The organism is Sulfurovum sp. TSL6, assembly GCF_019972115.1.
In the GTDB taxonomy this organism is placed as follows: domain Bacteria; phylum Campylobacterota; class Campylobacteria; order Campylobacterales; family Sulfurovaceae; genus Sulfurovum.
In genome coordinates this window covers 357,008-377,511 of sequence record NZ_BPFJ01000002.1, presented here as the reverse complement: position 1 = coordinate 377,511, position 20,504 = coordinate 357,008, and the positions used below count along the sequence as shown (strand labels likewise).

Below are 20,504 nucleotides of genomic sequence, written 5' to 3'. Positions count from 1 at the left end.
TATGCTTAAATTGCTTTAAAAGAGAAAAAAGAAAAGTAGTGATTATTGGTTGTTAGTGAAGAGATACGTGCAGATTATTTTCACTGAATGGTTATCAAATAGAGACCAATCCACTGATCAAATAAGAGGATATCATCAATTTTTCAAACATGTATTCATGTGCGACCACTAGGGTAGTTTCTGTACCTTGTATGTTCACTATTTATTATAGAAGTGAATATGATACCCCCCCCCAAAAAAAAAGGACTTCAGAGGGAAAATGTACTGGATGTCCTGTCCCATACTGATGTAGAAGTGTATGATAAAAAGATGGATATAGTACACAAATGAGTGAGTAGTTGTAGAGTAATGATCTGGCTTATTCTAAAAGAAGAAGGAAATTATCTAAACTTCTTCTTTTTCTTCTTCCTTTATACCTTGTAAAAATTCTATAAAGAATGCTAAAAATATAGAAAACATTAAACCGGTAATAAATGCTACAATAGTAATTAGCATTTTTTTGGGTTTGATAGGCTTATCACTTATTATGATATTCCCAATAGTTTGTGTCATTCGTACTTTGGCATTAGAACCTTTGTAAAGTTTTATTTTATCTTTATGACGCTGTAATATATAATCGATTGCAGTTTGTATATGGATATTTATTTCCTCAATATCTGAGCCGTTACTTGTCAATATTAAAAGGTTATTGGTGTTTTTAGGGACAGTAGCATCAATTTTCTTTGCTTGAATAACAATATTCTTTAAGTTATTAATATTATCAAGTGAAATAATTGTCTTTTGATGATTGTCATTTACAACTTGATTTTCATTGACAACTTCACCAATTTCTATAAGTGCTTGACCCTGATATATGGCTTTTGCATTGAATGCATAAATTACTGCAAGTAGAGTAAAGAGTACAGTCACTCCTAATATTAGTTTCTTACGTTTTTTAAGTATAGAAAAAAGTTCTCTTAGATAAATTTTATCTTCTTGTATGTATTGAGTGTTGTTTTGCAATGTTTACCCTTTTTTTAATGATGTGATTATACTAGAAAAGCTACTAAGTTTTCTTTAACTAGCATCTTCATGAATAAGTACTTTTTTAACTGTTTTGAGTAAAATAACTAGATCCATCCAAAGATTCCAGTTTTTTATATTTTAATAAGCACCTTCTCTGAAAAGAACCACTTTGACTGTTTTAAATAAGATAACGATATCCAGCCAAAGTGACCAGTTCGATACATACCATTTATCTGTAGCAACTCTAAAGTCATAATCTGTATCACTTCGACCACTGACTTGCCAAAGTCCTGTAATTCCAGGTTTTACCATGAAATAGTACTCGGCATCATCTTTGTAATACTGATCGATCTCTTGCTGTATTACTGGGCGTGGACCTACGAAATTCATTTCACCTTTGAGAACATTAAATATTTGTGGTAACTCATCAAGAGATGTTTTACGCAAAAATGCACCTATTTTTGTTACACGGGGATCATTTTTTAATTTAAAGTTCGTTTCCCATTCTTTCTTAATCTCTTCATCTTCAGCCAAAAGTTTTTCTAGTCTCTCTTTTGCATCGCTATACATACTTCTAAACTTTAGGGTAGGAATAATTCGACCATCTTGGCCTATGCGATTATGTGCGAAAAATACTGGACCAGGCGATTCTCTTTTAATTAAAAAAGCTAAAATTGCAATAATAGGCAGGAGTACAGGTAATAACAAGATTGCTAATATATAATTGAACACTTGCTGCATTAGAACACGATATCTACTTTTTAAACGATTCTGAAAGACAATAAGATTTGTCCTCGTGTTAGAAAGCTCGTAGATATGGGACTGGGTCAGGTCGTATTCATCTATCAGCGGAATGAAAACAACTTCATGTTTGTTGCGGATCTCCTGGCCGATAATGCGGCGGAGTTCCTGGGTATTTGTCCCTTTGGAATTAATAAAGACGGTCTTAGGTTCTTTTCTTATTACTTCAATATACCCAAGATAGGGATTTCTAAATATCTCCTCGATAAGGAATGGGTCATTTCCGTACACCTTAGCCTCACGCTGCCAAATCCCTAACCGGAATAGTTGCTTTTTGCCGATGTTCTTGAAAAGCGGGATCAAAATAGCCATCAGTAGAAACGTGAAGATAACCACAGCACGTGAATACTCCCCAACGCTTTTGGTCATCGCCAGGTAGGAAAGAATGATGAGGAAGGCAAAGCTAATTGCTTTGAGGACCTGCCTACTCTCATGCCAGAAGTCGTAGCGCCGAGTATAAGAACCTTCGTAGGCTAACATAGTAAAGGTAGCCAAATAAATAAGTGAAAAATCCAGATAATGTGCAAGTGGCTGTGAGTGCATCACAAAAAAATGTTTATCCAAAGCCACCCTAAAAAAGTAAGCCAGATAGATAGATACAAAAACGGCTACCATATCAAGAGAAATAAGAATGGTTTTAGATAATAAATCCTTTATATTTGTCTGCATATTTCTCCAAGTTTTTTTATGTGATTATATTCAAATACATCTTTGGTTACAATTTTTTCACCTACTTCATAATATATAGACGTGGTGAATTTTTTACTTCTTGAAAATAACATCAACAACTTTGATAAAGACTCAAGTACCCTTCAATCATTTGATCTATCGAAAATTCTTTCTGAACCAATTCCTGTGAATGCAATCCAAAAACTTCCACTCTGTCGAGATTTTCAATCATATCATTTAAGGCTTTTACTGCATCAGTTTTTTCATCAAAGAGTACGCCATTAATACTTTCTTTTACCAAATCTTTGTTACCGACACAATTAGACAACACTAAAGGTTTTGCCGCACACATGGCCTGGAGTACAGAAAGAGGCAAGCCTTCCCACAAAGAAGTTGAGAGAAAGATATCTATTTTACCCAATTGCTGATCTACTTCATCTCTAGATAACCAGCCAGTTACGTTAATATTATCGGCGCTTAGCTCTTCTTTCAACTCCCCGCCACCTATCCATAAAAATTCAATTGACTTATTGGTACTAAAACTTTGTGCTATTTCATGAAACAATGTAGGATTTTTTGGATAGGTTATTCTTCCTATCGTACCAATTGTAATTTTTTCACAATCTGTTTTTTTATTTACTTGAAAAGACAGATCGCATTTTATACCATTATTGACATAATTTGACTCTATCCCATATTCATGAAATGCTTCGGACTCTGATTTTGAGCAAGCGACTACTCGCCCGCCGAACCAAGCCCCAATTTTCTCCAGAAAAATAAAAACTTTATGTTTAGTGGGAGATACATCTTTACGCAAAAATGAAACGCCATGAGGTGTATAAAGAACTTTTTTTTGAACCCATAATATTCTTGCAGCAACCCTTCCCAAAAAACCCGCTTTTGATGAATGCAGATGAATAACATCTACATTATTTAGCGGCTTAAGCAGTTTTACAATTTGTATAAAGGCAAGAATGTCCTTTTTGGGGTTAATTTCTCTGGTCGCATCTTTCCACGCAAAAAACTGTGTACCCTGTGGAAAATATTTTTCAAAATTTTCAGGAGTGTGCTCTCGTTCACCATAAATAATAATAAACTCGTTTTCAGGCATTCCACTGGTCAGGTCGACTAGAAAATCAAAAACACCGCCAGCGAATGATTCAACAATGTGGACTATTTTCATTTTTTTTCCTTAATAAAGATAACTATTTGGTCTTTCAAACTAATAATTTTAATAGCATAAATTACTGGCAAGGTTAACAAAATTGACATTGCGCCAAATCCACCGATTGAATAACTAATAAAATTTGCATTAAGTACTAATGCGAAAAACAAAATTGCTAATTTTAAATCGTATTTTTTTAAAATAAAAAAGGTACATGTTATTACTAAAACAATTATAGCTCCAGTGATAAAGCCGTATGCAAAAATTGTGTCCAATAAATAATTATGAAAACTCCTATTCAATAAATCATTATTCAACAAATGCACTTTTAAATCGTTTGCTCCATAACCAAAAAGAGGTGATTCAGAAATTTTATCTAGAAAAAAAGATGCCATATTATCTCTATTATTAAATCCCATGGAAAATCTAAAAAAATCTAGTTTTGTAAATATGAAATAAACTAAAATACTTGTTACCATAAATATAACGATGGCTAATATTTTCTTCAATAAAGTTGTTTTCAAGAAAAAATAAAAAAAAAGTGATATGACAAATGCTGCAACTGATGCTTTTGAAAAAGTTAAAATTAAACTGAGTATCAGTATTCCTGTGACTAAGAAAGATTTTGTACTTTTATTCAATTTAAATAAAATGTAATAAAGAAGTAAGAACATATTAAAAGCACCAAAGAAATTAGGGTCATAAAATATTGATGCACCTCTCACAATGTATATTTTGTTCCAAAATAAGAAGCTGCCATTATACATAATTAATAAGTTAATAATTGCAAGTAGAATTCCAATTTTATAATATGACTCTAAAAGCTCTTTAATATCGGATAGCTCTAGGTACAAAAGCATAAACACTAACCAGATGTTTATCAAAAGTAATTTTAATAATAAATGCCAATCAGAATACTGACTTATATCCAATACTTGTGAAGATAATGTACTTATCCATTCTGACAATACAATACTTAGTAATAAAAAAGCTAAGACTTTGTTACCTATAACTGATTTTGTCTTTATATTGTTTTTCAATATCACTAAACAAAATATTAAAAAACTCACCGACATTAACATGATGAGATTTGAAAAACCTGTAAATAGATTTTGTTCATATGCCAATAGGTTGAATAATACAAAAAAAGGAAAAACAAATTTATATATTGTACTATTGTAATAATAAGTATTCAATATTACTTTCCTCAATTATTTTTTTCCATAAAACTGTAGAAACCTCAAATGCATTATTGTCAACAATTTTTTTAAGCTCATTTTCATCAGGAAAATTATAATCATCTACTATCAAACTATTTATTTTATACTTTTCAAGAGTTATTTTATTTGCTTGTGTGAATGAAGTTATTATCTTTTTACCCAGTGAAGCATATTCCAAAAGCTTTGTCGAGGTTTGAAACGAATAAGGGTATTTATTAGGAATAAAATTTAATGCGAATTCTGATTTTTGTATCATATTGAAAACTTCATATTGAGGTAAACGCCCAGTAAAAAAAACATTTTCATATGTATGATATTCCTTGAAAATCAATTCTTCGTACGTTCCTACCAGCATTAAAGTTTTTTTTTGATGTTTTTTTTGAAATTTTTCTATTAATTTATCTGTTTCTCTTTCAAAAGAAATATCTCCAACATAAATAAAATCAAATTGATAACTATTTTTATTGGTCTCTTTATTTTTAAGAATTTTTTCTGGCACGCCCATATCTATAAATATCTCTGGTACCTTGTCTTTAAAATTCATTTCATTTGCAATAGTTTCATTTAAAAAAATTCTAATATTTGGTTGTTGATTAATATATTTTTTTAGAAAATTTTTTATTTTTGGAAACATACCCACCGAAAGTGATCTATAATCATGAATAATTAATCCCGCATTATATCGTTCTGGATAGAATCCCATAATAAACCAAAGTATCGTATTTTTATCATATTTTTTTTGTTTCAAATTTTTTTTCTCGATTATTTCTACATGAAACATATCTGAAAAATAATCTCGGTATGCTTCTAATTCTGGATAATATGCTTTATTGGAATATACATAAAAAATTGTTTTTTTCATTTATACATACCTATATTTTTTTAATAAAGGAAATGTAAATACATTTGTTATGATTTGATCTTTTTTATTCATCTTTTCTTTCCATTCTTCATCAAGTCTTAAGTTGACTTCACCGGTTTTAAAACGCATTGGATTGCCCGAAACTGTATGATTTTGATTTAATTGTACAGTTTTTTCATCCATAAAGATATGGTTTGTTTCATCCTTTAACTTTAATAATTCAAGTATATTACTGATTTCATTTTTAGGATTTTGAATAATATCCTCATAACGTAACAGAGTATATGTATTTACTTGTTGCCCAACATAATTGCCAATAAAATTCACGACATCCCAAGAAATGGCAGTACGGATTACAGAGTATCTAGGCATTAATTCCTGATGCGTTGTGATCTCGGGTCTGATTTTCTTTTTTCTCCAAGAATAAGCTACACCTCTTACATCCCTTACAAGATGTATCACACTTAGTTCTATATCAGGGTGCATAGACAATAAAAGCGCAAAAACAGGATGTTTCGATGCATCCAAAACATATTTTTTCCCAGTAGTTTTCAAAATTGCTTTATAGAGTTCATAATATGCATTAATTATTTCCATAAGATCTTCATTATCTCTATACTTATTATTAAATTGTAGGTTTTTCAAAGTAAAAAAATGTCTTAGTCTGCTTATTTTTTCTTGTGCTTCTTGTTGTTTATTTGGGTTGATGTCTTTTAGCTCAAAATTATCAAGAATTTTCCCCCATATATCACACTCATTAAATGCTTTACCACAGCTGCATAACTGGTTCTCTTTAAAACTTCTTTCCCATATATGTTTTAATTCACCAGCTGAAAATATTTCACTGTGCTGTCCCAAAATTCTTTCGACAAGCGTACTTCCGCTTCTCCCTTCGCCCAAAATATAGATGACTTTAATCTTATTTTTCATAAATCCCTCTTTCTAGTTTATATGGTAGATATATTGTTGTAATTTTCACTTTATATCTTACAACATACACTGATAACAAATTCCATGTTCCTAAGCTAAATGCGCTTGCCACTGCAGCACCTTCTATTCCATATAGTGGTATTAACCAATAGTTCAATGCGATATTTAACACTATTGACAGCAAAATAATATGCTGAAACACTTTTTCTTTACCAGTCATTTGCAATATATAGCCTACGGATCCAGATACAACATTAACGAACTGTCCTATACATAAGATAATTAATGCCCATGATGCCAATTTGAATTCTTCTCCAAAAATACTCAGTATTTGCTCCGGAAAAACAATGCTAACAATCAAAATAGGCAATGATGTCCAAAAAATAAGTCGGCTCGAATGACTGACAACATACTGTAACGACGCCATATCGTTTTTGGCATAAAACTCAGCGAACTTTGGGGCAGACATGCTGTTAATGGCCATCAAAGTGATACTCGTCACCGTAGCTACCTTTAACGCGACACTGTACACACCAACACTACTTTCATCTATAAACATACCGATCATGATGGTATCGGTCCAGCCCATGATGAGCATTAGTGAACTTGCAACCATCATGGGAAATGAGACTTTTAACATAGAAAAAATTTCACGTCCCTGCATCGTAAGTTTGAATCTGAAAAGTTTCATTACCTTATACTGGCTCAAAAGCCATGTAACATAAGCTGCGGTGACAAAAACCACTATCGATACAGCTGGATCTGAGTCGGTGTCCAGCATAAAAAATAGCAACACTGTCGCTACCAAAAAGGTCGAAACATTTTGAAAAAAAGCATACTCACGTATTTTTTTCATGGCCCGCATTGTTTCGAAATTGAGATAGGTCAGTGTCATCGGGACAACGCCTGTCGAAGCAATCTCAAATGACCTTGTAAGTTCCAGGTTAGAAAAAACTCCGGCTGCAATGGTTTCTGCCGACAGGTACACGGCAATGCTTATAGAAAGTGCCAGGAAAAACGCTAATACCATAGCTTTCCCATAGGAACCTGCAGCTTCACCCATTTTACCATGTGCAGCTGATTCAGAGACAAACCGCAAAAGTGCTGTATCAAGTCCGAATCTCCCGAAGATAGAGGCGATCTGCAACACTGTAAAGGCCAATGTAAAGATACCTACGGAGGATGCCCCTAGATTGCGCGAGATCAGTAGTATGAAAAGATACCCCACCACAATACCCATAATACGCAGTCCGAATGACATGATTGAACTACTGATAAGATCGGACAAGTGGCTATCTTCTTCAAGTTTCGTTTTAATTTTTCTTATCATTTTACGACAAACCAAGGGTTTAAAAGATTTTCTTTATTGTATACGATAGGCTGATCTGAATCATACTGATATGTCAGTTTACCACTTTCTCTGACAATTGCATCAGCCGCGCCGGTATCCCACTCCATGGTCGGTGCTAAACGGGGGTAGATGTCTGCAGATCCTTCAGCAACCATGACTAGCTTTAAAGAGCTTCCCTTTGAAACTTGTTCAATGTTTTCTGTACTCTTTGCTACATCATCGATAAAAGTTTGTGTCTCTTCCGAGAGATGAGACTTAGATGCAACCACTCTTAATAATTTTTCAGGCATTTCATTTACCTCTAATGGTAACTTATGTCCATTTTTAAATGCACCGGTACCTTTTTTAGCCTTATACATATCACCCAATGCTGGAGCATAAACAACACCAAGTACGGGCGTGTCTTTATGAATAAGTGCAATATTAACAGTAAACTCATCATTTTTCTTAATGAACTCTTTTGTACCATCAATTGGGTCGATCAACCAAAAGTATTCCCAATGTTTTCTTACCTCATAAGGAACTTCTTTATTTTCTTCAGAAAGTAAAGGGATATTAGAATAAGCTTTTCCCAATGCCTCACATATGATTTCATTTGACTTTGTATCTGCTTCAGTCAATGGTGATTTGTCATCTTTATAATCGATAGTAAAATCTTTATCATAGATTTCCATAATGACATCACCAGCATCTTTAGCAATGGACACTACGAGATCCAGGTCTATTTTATCAAGCAAGTAAATATCCTTTATCTTTCAAATAATCTATGATTTGTGTGGTAACATCTTCTATAGATATTTGATCATTTAATATATGTATTTCAGGTTTTGTTGGAGCTTCATACGGCGAAGAGATCCCGGTAAAGTCCGGTATCTCTCCATTTCTGGCTTTCTGGTAAAGACCTTTTGGATCTCTTGATTCACATACTTCCAAAGAAGTATCTATAAACACTTCAATAAATTCATCTTCTTGTACCAATCCTCTGACGGCATCTCTTTCCTTTTGGAAAGGTGAGATAAATGCTGTGAGCACAATAGTTCCGGAATCCACAAAGAGCTTAGAGACTTCTCCAATGCGTCTAATATTTTCAATTCGATCTTCATCTGAAAAGCCTAAACCTTTATTCAGCCCCATACGAATATTGTCTCCATCAAGAAGATAGGTGTGTTTATTCAGTTCTAAGAGTTTACTTTCAACGGCATTTGCAATGGTAGACTTACCTGAACCGCTTAACCCTGTGAACCAGAGTATGCAGGGTTTTTGAGCTTTTATTTGTGAACGTTCTTCTTTAGTGACATGATGATCATGCCATACAATATTTTTATTTGACATAGTGTTTCTTTATATATTTTACAATGATTCTACAGGCTTCATCTGCACTCATTTTATCAGTATCTATTACGATCTCAGCATGTTGTGGTTCTTCATAAATATCATTGACACCTGGAAAGTTCTGAAGTTCACCGGCTAACGCTTTTTTATATTTGCCTTTGTAGTCACGTGCTTTACAGGTTTCAACATCCGCTTTCACATAGACAACAACATTGTTTTTAACCATATCCCGAATGGCTTTTCTTGATTCCCGGTAAGGAGAGACAAACGATGCCACAGTAGAGATAGAATTATGCTGTAAAGTACGTACTAGGTTTCCAATACGGTGCATATGTCGATTACGCTCTTCTCTGCTATACCCGATACCAGGGATAAGATCACGGATATCTTTGGAGTCAATTCTTTCGATAGGTATATGCAATTTTTCCAGTTCAGTGTAAACCTTGTCTGCTATGGTTGTTTTTCCACTCAGAGGAAGTCCTGTGAACCAAAGGTTAAATGGATCTATTTTCTTTTTTCCCCATTGAATTTTAAACCATGCTCTCTCATGTGCCCAGTAGAGTCCTACTTTGAGTATAGTTTCTATCAATCCTGCAGCAATAGCAAGGTCAAGTCTTCCAAAGAATAGGTAAACAATGATGATAGTGGTAGTGGTTGCCAGTATACGCCAACTGATACCTTTAACTATAGAACGCCTGTTTGTCTCTTTATACATTAAATGGCTTTACAATCCCACTCTGGAAAGTGTTTTCTGACATAGGCATTAAGTTCTTTTTCTGCATCACTGTACTCTTTAGTGATTGCTTCAGTATTACGTCTGCTTACTCCTAGAATCATCCCAGCACCTACGGTGTTGTTAGTGATACGGTCTACTACGATAAAACTACCTGTTAATCTGTTATCCGTATAAGCATCTGCTGCTATAGGACGTGTAAGTACCATACGGCAAGAAGCGATATCATTTAGTTCCAATGTAGAGACTTCTTCTCTCTCATAGGTATTGACATCGACTTTATAGTTGATATGCTCAAAGCTTCCTGAAACAACAGATGTAGCACGCTTGATGTCGTAAGACTTTCCTGTAGTCATAGGAGTTTCATCCATCCATACAAGCATGACTTTGAGGTTATTGGATACTGCAGGTAAACTCTCTGTATGTACCAGCATATCGCCTCTGGAAATGTCTACTTCATCTTCTGTAGTAATCGTGATGGCCATAGGAGCATAGGCTTCATTTGTTGTGGCTTCACGATTATCTTCAGTGATGTCACCTGCATTGATAATGCTTTTGACAGTAGTACTTTTCCCTGAAGGCAATACGGTGATCTCATCGCCTACTTTGACCGATCCTGCTGCTATGGTCCCGCAGAAACCTCTAAAGTCAAGGTTTGGACGGTTAACGTACTGGACAGGAAATCTGAAATTCTCTGCTTTTGGTTCCTTAGAGATATCCATAGTATCAAGTAAGCCTAACAATGGTTTACCATCATACCAAGGTGTATTCTCACTTTGATCAACGACGTTATCGCCATCTAAAGCACTTACAGGGATATAATACGTATTCTTGATACCAAGCTCATCTGCGAGTTCACCATAAGCTTCAGATATCTCGTTGAATACATCTTCACTGAAGTCAACCAGGTCCATCTTATTAATGGCTACAATGACATGTTCAATACCAAGTAGGTTTACAATGAAACTATGACGACGTGTCTGTGTCAAGATACCTTTACGTGCATCGATAAGGATGATGGCCACATCAGCGGTTGAAGCACCTGTAACCATGTTACGAGTATATTGTTCATGACCTGGAGTGTCTGCAATGATGAATTTACGGTTCTCTGTTGCAAAGAAACGGTAAGCAACATCAATGGTGATACCCTGTTCACGTTCACTTTGGAGACCATCAACAAGTAGAGCCATATCGATCTTCTCTCCGGTAGTACCGTACTTTTTACTTTCACCTTCTGCTGCTGCAAGTTGATCATCAAAGATCATCTTTGAATCATAGAGCATTCTTCCAATAAGAGTACTTTTACCATCATCGACTGATCCGCAGGTGAGGAAGCGGAGCATATCTTTGTTTTCATGTGCCTTTAGGTAGTTTATAATATCCATTAAAAGTATCCCTCGATTTTCTTTAATTCCATAGCGCCTTCCTGGTCTTTATCGATAAGACGGCCTTCTCTTTCTGAACTGGTTGAGAGAAGCATCTCTTTGATGATCTCTGGAAGTGTAGTTGCTGTAGAGTTGATAGCACCTGTGAGTGGGTAACATCCCAGTGTTCTAAAACGTACCATCTCTTTTTTAGCTGTTTTACGTAGTTCTTCAGGCATACGGTCATCATCGACACGTATTTTTGTACCTTCATACTCCACGACATCCTGCTCTTTTGCAAAGTAAAGTGATGGTATTTTGATATCTTCCAGGTAGATATATTGCCAGATATCCAGTTCCGTCCAGTTAGAGATAGGAAAGACACGTACACTTTCACCTTTTTGGATGGCAGTGTTATAAACATTCCAAAGTTCTGGACGTTGGTTCTTTGGGTCCCATCTATGGTGTTTATCTCGGAATGAAAAAATACGCTCTTTGGCACGGGATTTCTCTTCATCACGACGAGCTCCACCAATGATAGCATCGTAGCCACCTGCATTGAGTGCTTGTTTAAGACCTTGGGTTTTCATGATGTCCGTATGGACTTTAGAACCATGTTCAAAAGGAGAGATATCCATCTCTATACCTTCAGGATTAGAGTGAACGACAAGGTCAAATCCTAGATCTTTTGCACGCTGGTCACGAAACTCGATCATCTCTTTGAATTTCCAGAGTGTATCGACATGTAAAAGAGGGAAAGGGAGTTTACTCGGAGCAAATGCTTTCATCGCAAGATGTAGCATAACAGAAGAGTCTTTACCTACTGAATACATCATCACAGGGTTAGTGAATTCAGCTGCTACTTCACGTAAGATGTGGATGGATTCGGCTTCAAGTTGCCGAAGATGGGTTAATCTTTCTTTAGTTATCAATTTTTTCCTTTGTTATAAAAATAATTAGTAGCTTGAACAAATCCATCAACAGAACCACAGTCAAAACGTTGACCATCAAATTTATAAGCGATCACTTTACCGTTCTTCGCCTGCTCAAGAAGGGCATCAGTGATCTGGATCTCTCCGTTTTTACCCGGTTTTGTTTCTCTGAGAATATCAAAGATATCTGGTGTAAGAATATAGCGTCCGATAATGGCCATGTTGGTTGGAGCATCTTTTGGGGCTGGTTTTTCTACCATATCAGTCACTCTATAGATATTGTCTGTATTATCGACCAGGTTTCCAGCTATCACACCATACTTATGCGTCTGGTCCATACGTACTTCTTCAATGGCTACAACAGAACATTGGTACTTTTCAAACACCTCAATCATCTGCTTGAGTACACCATCATTCCCATTGGTACAGAGGTCATCTGCCAGAACAACGGCAAACGGTTCATTTCCTATAAGTGTTTCTCCTGTGAGGATAGCATGTCCCAACCCTTTCATCTCTACTTGTCTTGTGTATGAGAATGTACATTGGTCTATCAGGGAACGGATCTCATCAAGAAGATGTTCTTTGCTCGTACCTTTGATCTGCTGTTCAAGTTCATAGGAGATATCAAAATGGTCTTCTATCGCACGTTTACCACGTCCTGTAATAATGGCCATGGTATTAAGTCCCGCTTCCAGTGCTTCTTCTACACCATATTGGATGAGTGGCTTGGTGAGGACCGGTAACATCTCTTTTGGTGTGGCTTTGGTCGCTGGTAGGAAACGTGTTCCATACCCTGCAGCGGGGAATAGACATTTTTTTATCATAGTGAACTTTCGTTTTAAAAATCATGCAAATTATAACTAAAGGACAGTTAATTAGGCATTAGATTTTTAAATTTGATTTTTTAAATACGAAGGTTAGTATTATGATGTCAAATTTATGTAATATTTTGTGTCAAAACCCAATAGTTTTTAAACACTATAGCATGAATCGTTTTTTGGTACTTAAAGGATATTAACCTTTTTCAGCTACCATAACGAAAATCTTTCCAAGGATAACATTGAAACCTAGAACATCTGCAGCTCTTATTATAGGGGTCTCGTTATTTATCGTACTATTTACCAATGTTTCATTTTTTAAGCATGTGCTGGAAGTCTATCCTTTTGATAGTATGTATACACCTTTTGTCATTTCTCAGGGATTGGTCTTTACTCTTTTTTTAGTACTTTTTTTCTCTCTTTTAAGTTGGAGATATCTTACCAAGCCATTGCTCATCGTCATGTTGATGATTGCTGCGGTGGAAAACTATTTTATGCAAACGTATAACATCATGATAGATAAAACAATGATTGAAAATACGGTACAAACAGATATAAGTGAAGCCTTCGACCTTATTAGCTGGAAACTGTTTGCATACGTAATAGTACTTGGAATACTGCCTTCGTATTTTATTTATAAAACACCTATCGTGTATCACGGAATAAAAAAGGAGTTGTTTTCAAAATTAAAATTGAGCACGGGAAGCTTTGTGTTGATATTTGTCATTATGCTTCCTTTTTCTAAACACTATACTTCTTTTTTCAGAGAGCATAAAATCTTACGTTCTTATACCAACCCAACCTACGGACTTTACTCTTTAGGTTCTTATGTGAAAGAACAGGTAGCAGTAACTGATATGCCACTCATACAAACAGGGTTAGATGCTAAGATAGAAAAAAGAGAAAAAAGAAGAGTAGTGATCATGGTTGTGGGCGAAGCAACACGCGCAGACCATTTTTCACTCAATGGGTATCAAAGAGAGACCAATCCACTGATCAAACAAGAAGATATCATCAATTTTTCAAATATGTATTCCTGTGGTACCACTACAGCGGTCTCCGTGCCATGTATGTTCTCTGTGTATGGTAGAAGCGATTATGATACCCAAAAAGGACTTCATACGGAGAATGCTCTGGATGTGCTTTCTCATGCAGGGATAGAAGTGTTGTGGAGAGACAATAACTCCGATTCCAAAGGCGTGGCAGATAGAGTGAAATACGAGTATTATAAAACACCTGATAATAATACTCTGTGTGAAGGAGAGTGTCGAGATGAGGGTATGTTGGTTGGATTGGATACACTGATCGAAGAGAGTGATAAAGATATGGTGATCGTGCTGCACCAAATGGGTAACCACGGTCCTGCCTATTACAAACGGTATCCAAAAGAGTTTGAACGCTTTACTCCCACTTGTCAGACCAATCAGCTAGAAGAGTGTTCTCAAGAAGAGATTGCTAATGCCTATGATAATGCACTACTCTATACAGATTATTTTCTTTCTCAGACGATAGGGCTTTTGAAGAAGTATGAAAATAGTATAGATATAGCCATGTTCTATATGGCGGATCATGGAGAGTCTTTGGGCGAGGGAGGATTTTACTTGCACGGACTTCCCTATTTCATAGCACCGGATGCTCAAAAACATGTGGCTTCTGTACTATGGTTCGGAAAAGATTTTCCTGTGGATAGAGAAAATCTTAGAAAAACTGCTTCATACGAATTTACACAGGACAACCTTTTCTCCACACTGCTTGGACTTTTTGATGTGGAGACCGAAGTGTATGATAAAAAGATGGATATTCTAAAATTTACGAACCTGTAAAAGAATACATTTTTTGTATTTTATATATGGTAGAATGCTCTATACCACTGTGCAAATTTGTCCACACCCTCCTCAATAGAAGTATCGGGTTTATAATCAAAATTATCAATAAGACCACTGACATCCGCATAGGTTGATTTGACATCTCCCTGTTGCATTGGAAGATACTCTTTCTTTGCTTCTCTCCCTAGAGAATTCTCTAAAGCCTTGATAAAGTCCATCAGTTGCACAGGAGCATTATTACCGATGTTATAGATTTGATAGAGATCTTTTTCATTAGGGTTGTCGATCACTTTGATACATCCATCTACAATATCATCGATGTAAGTAAAGTCTCTGCTCATATCTCCTTGATTAAAGATCTTAATGGCGCGGTCATGAAGAATGGCATCCGCAAAGAGCATAGGTGCCATATCGGGTCTTCCCCAGGGACCATAGACTGTAAAAAATCTAAGACCGGTTGTAGAGATACCAAAGAGATGGGAGTAGGTATGCGCCATCAGTTCATTTGATTTTTTGGTCGCTGCATAGATAGAGATAGGTCTGTCGACTTGATCAGTGGTTTTGAACGGTTGTTCTTTGTTGAGTCCATACACAGAAGAGCTGGAAGCATAAGAGAGGTTTTTGATGCCGTTTTCCCGACACCCTTCAAGGATATTCATAAAGCCCTGTATATTACTTTCTATGTAAGCATGTGGATTCTCAAGACTGTAGCGTACACCTGCCTGTGCGGCAAGGTTGCAAACCGCATCAAATTTTTCTCTTTTAAACAGGGCTTCCATTTGATCTTTATCGGCAAGATCCAACTTTACAAACGTATGTTTTGGAGAAATACTCGAAGCGATAGGTTGGTTCTCCTCTATTTTTTCGGGATCGATACCCAACTCTTTTAAACGACCATATTTTAGATTTACATCATAATAATCATTGATATTATCAAGTCCTACCACTTCATCACCACGCTCAAGCAATTTTTTTGCCAAATGAAATCCTATGAACCCAGCTGTTCCTGTAACTAAAATCTTCATTTTCTTCCTTTAGTCATTACCAAAGAGATCCCTGGTATACACTTTCTCTTTCACATCTTTGAGATCATCTGAGAGTCTATTTGCTACGATGACATCTGAAATCTCTTTGAATGCTTGCAGATCGTTCATGACTTTTGAGTGAAAGAATGTATCTTCGTCTAATACGGGTTCATAAACCACGACCTTGACCCCTTTGGCTTTGATACGTTTCATAATACCTTGAATGGATGAGGATCTAAAGTTGTCTGATCCGCTTTTCATCGTCAAACGGTAGATACCGACTGTAGACGGGTGCTTTTTAAGTATAGAGTCTGCAATAAAATCTTTTCTCATACTGTTAGCCTCTACTATGGCACCAATGAGACTGTTAGGTACATTTTTATAGTTCGCTCGTAACTGTTTAGTATCTTTAGGCAAACAGTAGCCACCATATCCAAACGAAGGGTTATTGTAGTGCATTCCTATTCTAGGATCAAGTCCCACCCCCTCTATGATTTGTCTGGTATCAAGGTTATGAGTTTCAGCATAAGAATCCAGTTCATTGAAGTAGGCTACTCTCATCGCCAGAAAAGTATTTGAAAAGAGTTTCACTGCTTCTGCTTCTGTAGACCCTGTAAATAGAATGTCAATATCTTTTTTGATAGCACCCTGCGCCAGAAGGTTTGCAAAGGTTTTTGCACGTTCACCCTCTTCTCCTACGATGATACGGGAAGGGTAAAGGTTGTCATGGAGGGCTTTGCCTTCTCTAAGGAACTCCGGAGAGAAAATGATATTGTTACAGTTGAATTTTTCTCTTATGCTTTTTGTGTAGCCTACAGGAATGGTAGACTTGATCACCATTACTGCATCAGGATTGATCTCAATGACATCCTTGATCACGGCTTCTACCAGGTCTGTATTGAAATAATTGGTCTCTGGATCGTAATCTGTAGGGGTAGCTATAATGACAAAATCAGCATTCTCATAAGCTTCATGCTTATCCAGTGTTGCTTTGAAGTTCAGCGGTTTGTTTTTGAGGTACGCTTCTATTTCTGTATCTTCGATAGGAGAGATCTTTTTGTTGAGCATTTCTACTTTTTCAGGAATGACATCCAGGGCTACGACTTCATTATGCTGTGCCAGTAAGATCCCATTTGACAGTCCTACATATCCTGTTCCGGCTATGGCTATTTTGTAACTCATACTTTTATCCTTTCCTTTGGTTTAGTTTTTTCTTCAAAATAATCTTGCCTGCTTCCACTCCGGGTTGATCATAGGTATTGACATCGATGAGCTCTCCCACAAGTGATGTCAGCAGTTCATAGTAGTAGAGCAGTGAGCCTATGGTATTCTCATTGACGTTTGGAAGGATAATACTGTCAATAGGAATGTCATTTTGTGCTTCCAGTGATTCCAATACAGAGTCACACTGCATATTGATGAGTTTGGAAAAAGGCAGGTTATTGAGTGTATCGAGACTTTCCAAGTGAGGAAGCGTGATATCTGGGATAGTGATATTGTCATTAAAATCTTCAATTTTAATGAAGGTGACTGACTTGTCTCTGGTTCCTTCCATGATAAGCTGCAGGAATGAATGCTGGTCTTCCGGACCGATAAGACCGATAGGTGTTAACCCGACATGAAATGCACTATGGCGTTGGTGTTTTCCTAAGCTTTCACCCCAAAGCTGCACATACCACTCACAAAAATATTTGAGTGTTTCAGAATAGGCGAAAATACAGTTGATGTTGTACTGGGTATGATTTTTTGCATAAAAGGCGGCTTTTTTGAGAAGTGTATCTTTGAGGTATCCATCATTAAAAAAGCTCTGTTTGACGTCTTTAGCACCAGTTAATAGTGCCTGTATGTCTATACCGCATAAAGCCAAGGGCACAAGTCCTACCGTTGAGAGAACAGAAAACCTTCCTCCTACATTATGAGGTAGATGAAGTACGGCAGCATTGATCTCTTTAGCATATTTTTCAAGCGGTGAGTCAGGATCAGTGATAAACGTATAGGCGGTAGGATCACTTTGAAGTGAATAGATGTATTTATAGATAGAGAAAGTCTCTACAGTGGTCCCTGATTTGGAAATCACAAGAAAATGGGTTTTTGTAAGGTCTATTTTTGAAAGCAGGGTAGTGATATTGATAGGGTCCGTACTTTCAAAAAAGTAAAGTTTCCGTGTAAGCCCATTCAGAGGTTTTAGAAATTCATACACGGCCCTGGCACCTAAAGAACTCCCACCTATACCAATGACTGCGATCGTCTCTATCGTATCAGGAATCGTGTCACAGTACTTTAATATAGGCGTGATGTCTTGGTCTGGCAGTGTATAATAGCCAATACTCCGCTGCTCTTTTTCAATCGCTTTAAACGCTTTTTCCTGGGTTTTTTCATCTTGGTAAGTAAAAGAAATTTTATTGATCACAATAGGCTCTTTGCTTGTTTGATCAGTGCATTGACTTTTGATTCGTACTCTTTTGCCAGTGCTTCATCCGTAGACTCGAACCGTGTGACAAGTACAGGTGTAGTGTTACTGGCTCTCACCAATCCCCAACCCTTTTCAAAGTTAATACGCACACCATCTACATCAATGATGTTAAGAATTTCAGGAAAATCTTCAGGTGGGTTGACAAGCAGTTCTTTGACTTTGTCAATAATCGCAAATTTCTCTTCTTCCGTGGTCTCGACTTTTATCTCTTCTGTAGAAAACACAGTGGGAAGTGCATCGATCTCTTTATCCAGATCAATACCATCATGGATAAGCTCCAGCATTCTAAGGGTAGCATAGATGGCATCATCATACCCAAAATAACGGTTCTTAAAGAAGATATGTCCACTGACTTCACAGGCAAGATCTGCACCGGTTTCTTTCATTTTTACTTTGAGGTTGGAGTGACCTGTTTTATACATGATGGCTTTTGCACCACGACGTTCCAGTTCATCGTACATGACCTGTGAACACTTGACCTCTCCTATGACCGTAGGGTTTTGCATCTTCATAGCATAGAGCAATGCCATTTGATCCCCTTTGATGTTATGATTATGTGTGAGCACAGCGATACGGTCAGCATCTCCATCATAGGCAAAAGCGATGTCTCCATCTTTTTCTAAGGCTGCTTTGACATCGACAAGGTTTTTTTCTACAGAGGGGTCTGGATGGTGGTTTGGGAAAGTACCGTCTGGTTCAAGGTAGAGGCCTGTGTAGTTAAAGTGCAAAGCATCAAAAATATCTGTGATGACTGTATCTGCAACACCGTTACCGGAATCAATGACAATTTTTTGAGGGAAGTTTTTCAGGTGATCGAACTCTTTGACCATAAAGTTAATGTAAGGGGTTTTTACATCTATATCTGTCTTGGCAGTATTGTCTTCGATGATGCGTTCTTGATGGGCCAGGATCTCATCCCCTAAGGCATAAATGTCTTCACCGAAAAAAGGACTTTGATCCACAGTGATTTTAAAACCGTTGTATTCGCTGGGGTTGTGCGAGCCTGTGATCATAATGGAAGCATCAGTCGTGATACCGTCAAAATCGATGTAGTTGCTATAGTAGTTCACCGGGGTAGCGACCATACCCATATCCAATACTTTACATCCAGCAGCATTCAGTCCGGAAGTCAGATAATCTCTTAGGATGGGAGAGTGGGAACGGGCATCATAACCGATGGAAACCACTTTATCTCCACCAATTTTTTGGCCAAGGTAATAGCCGATCAGTTTGACAGATGTTTCATTCAGCTCTTTTTCGAAGATCCCGCGGATATCATACTCTCTGAATATACTTTTTTCTATACGGTCTGCCATTATCTTCTTCCTTTATGCAGTCTGTGAGGTGACCAAAGATGCCCAAGAACATGCTTTCAGTTTGAATATGAAAGTATATCACTAAAAACTAAGTTTCATCCCACCATAAAAGCTGTTATTAAAAGTCTGATCATAGGTATCATACTCTGTATCTATATTACGATAACCTGTAAATAGATGCACATTCGTGATGATCTCCATGTCGGCTTCTACTCTAAACTCTGTATAGCTTTCTCCATCACTAAATGTAAGAACAGAAGGAGCATAAGCCACACTTGTGGCTAATGAAGTAGTAGGGATACTGTAGTTGAATGGAAGTGTATATTTTGCTTTTGCAAAGAAAGGAATAGCGATAAAATTATCGGCAAACACAGATTTTATCCCTAACCCTAGTGCAAGTCCTTCTACGCCCTGGAAATTACTTTCCGCACTGACACCTACAGTCGTTAAGTTGTCACCATCTGTATGAAGATAAGAAGCATCCAGTGTGTATGAAGTACTGTCTGAGTAGTAGGTTAAAGCATTAAGGTCAATAGAAGCACCTATTTCCAGATCATCATTGTTAATATTGAGTCCTATAGTGCTTTGGGCGTGAAGTAGTCCAAAGGTTAAAAGTGAAGTGAAACAGAGTTTTTTTAAGTACATGGCAAACCTTTAATATTTATTCATATAATACTATCAT

19 protein-coding genes are annotated in these 20,504 nt (G+C 36.6%); 1 reads left to right on the top strand and 18 read right to left on the bottom strand.

What is annotated here, in order from left to right; translation table 11 throughout:
* Positions 1–384: 384 nt before the first annotated feature.
* From LDM93_RS06860 to galU, 13 genes are all read right to left on the bottom strand, one after another.
* The gene (locus LDM93_RS06860; RefSeq protein WP_223891505.1) at positions 385–1,002 is read right to left on the bottom strand and encodes a Wzz/FepE/Etk N-terminal domain-containing protein; all 618 of its coding nucleotides are present in this window, start codon (positions 1,000–1,002) and stop codon (positions 385–387) included.
* A gap of 141 nt (positions 1,003–1,143) precedes the next feature.
* The gene (locus LDM93_RS06855; protein WP_223891504.1) at positions 1,144–2,475 is read right to left on the bottom strand and encodes an exopolysaccharide biosynthesis polyprenyl glycosylphosphotransferase; all 1,332 of its coding nucleotides are present in this window, start codon (positions 2,473–2,475) and stop codon (positions 1,144–1,146) included.
* 112 nt (positions 2,476–2,587) lie between these two features.
* Complete coding sequence (locus LDM93_RS06850; protein WP_223891502.1) at positions 2,588–3,658, bottom strand: glycosyltransferase; 1,071 nt, start codon at positions 3,656–3,658, stop codon at positions 2,588–2,590.
* Positions 3,655–4,767, bottom strand: coding sequence for an O-antigen ligase (locus LDM93_RS06845; protein ID WP_223891501.1), 1,113 nt, complete (start codon positions 4,765–4,767; stop codon positions 3,655–3,657). Before LDM93_RS06845 ends, LDM93_RS06850 begins: the two co-directional genes overlap by 4 nt.
* 46 nt (positions 4,768–4,813) lie before the next feature.
* Entirely contained in the window at positions 4,814–5,722 is a 909-nt protein-coding gene (locus LDM93_RS06840; protein WP_223891500.1) for a hypothetical protein, read from the bottom strand.
* The gene (locus tag LDM93_RS06835) at positions 5,723–6,652 is read right to left on the bottom strand and encodes a sulfotransferase (protein WP_223891499.1); all 930 of its coding nucleotides are present in this window, start codon (positions 6,650–6,652) and stop codon (positions 5,723–5,725) included.
* A complete protein-coding gene (locus tag LDM93_RS06830; protein WP_223891498.1) occupies positions 6,642–7,982 on the bottom strand; it encodes a flippase in 1,341 nt (446 codons plus the stop codon). Before LDM93_RS06830 ends, LDM93_RS06835 begins: the two co-directional genes overlap by 11 nt.
* Positions 7,979–8,740 carry a 3'(2'),5'-bisphosphate nucleotidase CysQ gene (gene cysQ / locus LDM93_RS06825; protein ID WP_223891497.1) on the bottom strand — a complete coding sequence of 254 codons (762 nt, stop codon included), beginning with the start codon at positions 8,738–8,740 and terminating at the stop codon, positions 7,979–7,981. The genes LDM93_RS06830 and cysQ overlap by 4 nt, the downstream gene beginning before the upstream one ends.
* Entirely contained in the window at positions 8,733–9,335 is a 603-nt protein-coding gene (gene cysC / locus LDM93_RS06820; RefSeq protein ID WP_223891495.1) for an adenylyl-sulfate kinase, read from the bottom strand. The genes cysQ and cysC (LDM93_RS06820) overlap by 8 nt, the downstream gene beginning before the upstream one ends.
* Entirely contained in the window at positions 9,325–10,050 is a 726-nt protein-coding gene (gene cysC / locus LDM93_RS06815) for an adenylyl-sulfate kinase (protein WP_223891493.1), read from the bottom strand. The genes cysC (LDM93_RS06820) and cysC (LDM93_RS06815) overlap by 11 nt, the downstream gene beginning before the upstream one ends.
* Positions 10,050–11,453, bottom strand: coding sequence for a sulfate adenylyltransferase subunit CysN (cysN, locus tag LDM93_RS06810; protein WP_223891491.1), 1,404 nt, complete (start codon positions 11,451–11,453; stop codon positions 10,050–10,052). The genes cysC (LDM93_RS06815) and cysN overlap by 1 nt, the downstream gene beginning before the upstream one ends.
* Entirely contained in the window at positions 11,453–12,364 is a 912-nt protein-coding gene (cysD, locus tag LDM93_RS06805; protein WP_223891488.1) for a sulfate adenylyltransferase subunit CysD, read from the bottom strand. Before cysD ends, cysN begins: the two co-directional genes overlap by 1 nt.
* Positions 12,361–13,188 carry a UTP--glucose-1-phosphate uridylyltransferase GalU gene (galU, locus tag LDM93_RS06800; RefSeq protein ID WP_223891486.1) on the bottom strand — a complete coding sequence of 276 codons (828 nt, stop codon included), beginning with the start codon at positions 13,186–13,188 and terminating at the stop codon, positions 12,361–12,363. The genes cysD and galU overlap by 4 nt, the downstream gene beginning before the upstream one ends.
* Before the next feature lie 236 nt (positions 13,189–13,424).
* On the opposite strand from galU, the gene LDM93_RS06795 reads away from it, so the two are divergent.
* On the top strand, positions 13,425–15,005 hold the full coding sequence (locus LDM93_RS06795; RefSeq protein WP_223891485.1) for a phosphoethanolamine transferase: 1,581 nt from the start codon (positions 13,425–13,427) through the stop codon (positions 15,003–15,005).
* Between the two features lie 20 nt (positions 15,006–15,025).
* Here the strand turns inward: LDM93_RS06795 and LDM93_RS06790 are convergent, their stop codons facing one another.
* The 5 genes from LDM93_RS06790 to LDM93_RS06770 form a co-directional block, all read right to left on the bottom strand.
* Positions 15,026–16,033: an NAD-dependent epimerase gene (locus tag LDM93_RS06790; protein ID WP_223891483.1), complete on the bottom strand. Its 1,008-nt coding sequence runs from the start codon at positions 16,031–16,033 to the stop codon at positions 15,026–15,028.
* 9 nt (positions 16,034–16,042) lie between these two features.
* Positions 16,043–17,215 (bottom strand): nucleotide sugar dehydrogenase, encoded by a 1,173-nt coding sequence (locus LDM93_RS06785; RefSeq protein ID WP_223891481.1) that lies wholly within the window; start codon positions 17,213–17,215, stop codon positions 16,043–16,045.
* 4 nt (positions 17,216–17,219) lie between these two features.
* Positions 17,220–18,443 (bottom strand): glucose-6-phosphate isomerase, encoded by a 1,224-nt coding sequence (locus LDM93_RS06780; protein WP_223891479.1) that lies wholly within the window; start codon positions 18,441–18,443, stop codon positions 17,220–17,222.
* Entirely contained in the window at positions 18,440–19,822 is a 1,383-nt protein-coding gene (locus LDM93_RS06775; RefSeq protein WP_223891478.1) for a phosphomannomutase/phosphoglucomutase, read from the bottom strand. Before LDM93_RS06775 ends, LDM93_RS06780 begins: the two co-directional genes overlap by 4 nt.
* 81 nt (positions 19,823–19,903) lie before the next feature.
* Positions 19,904–20,467: a YfaZ family outer membrane protein gene (locus tag LDM93_RS06770; protein ID WP_223891476.1), complete on the bottom strand. Its 564-nt coding sequence runs from the start codon at positions 20,465–20,467 to the stop codon at positions 19,904–19,906.
* Positions 20,468–20,504 lie beyond the last annotated feature (37 nt).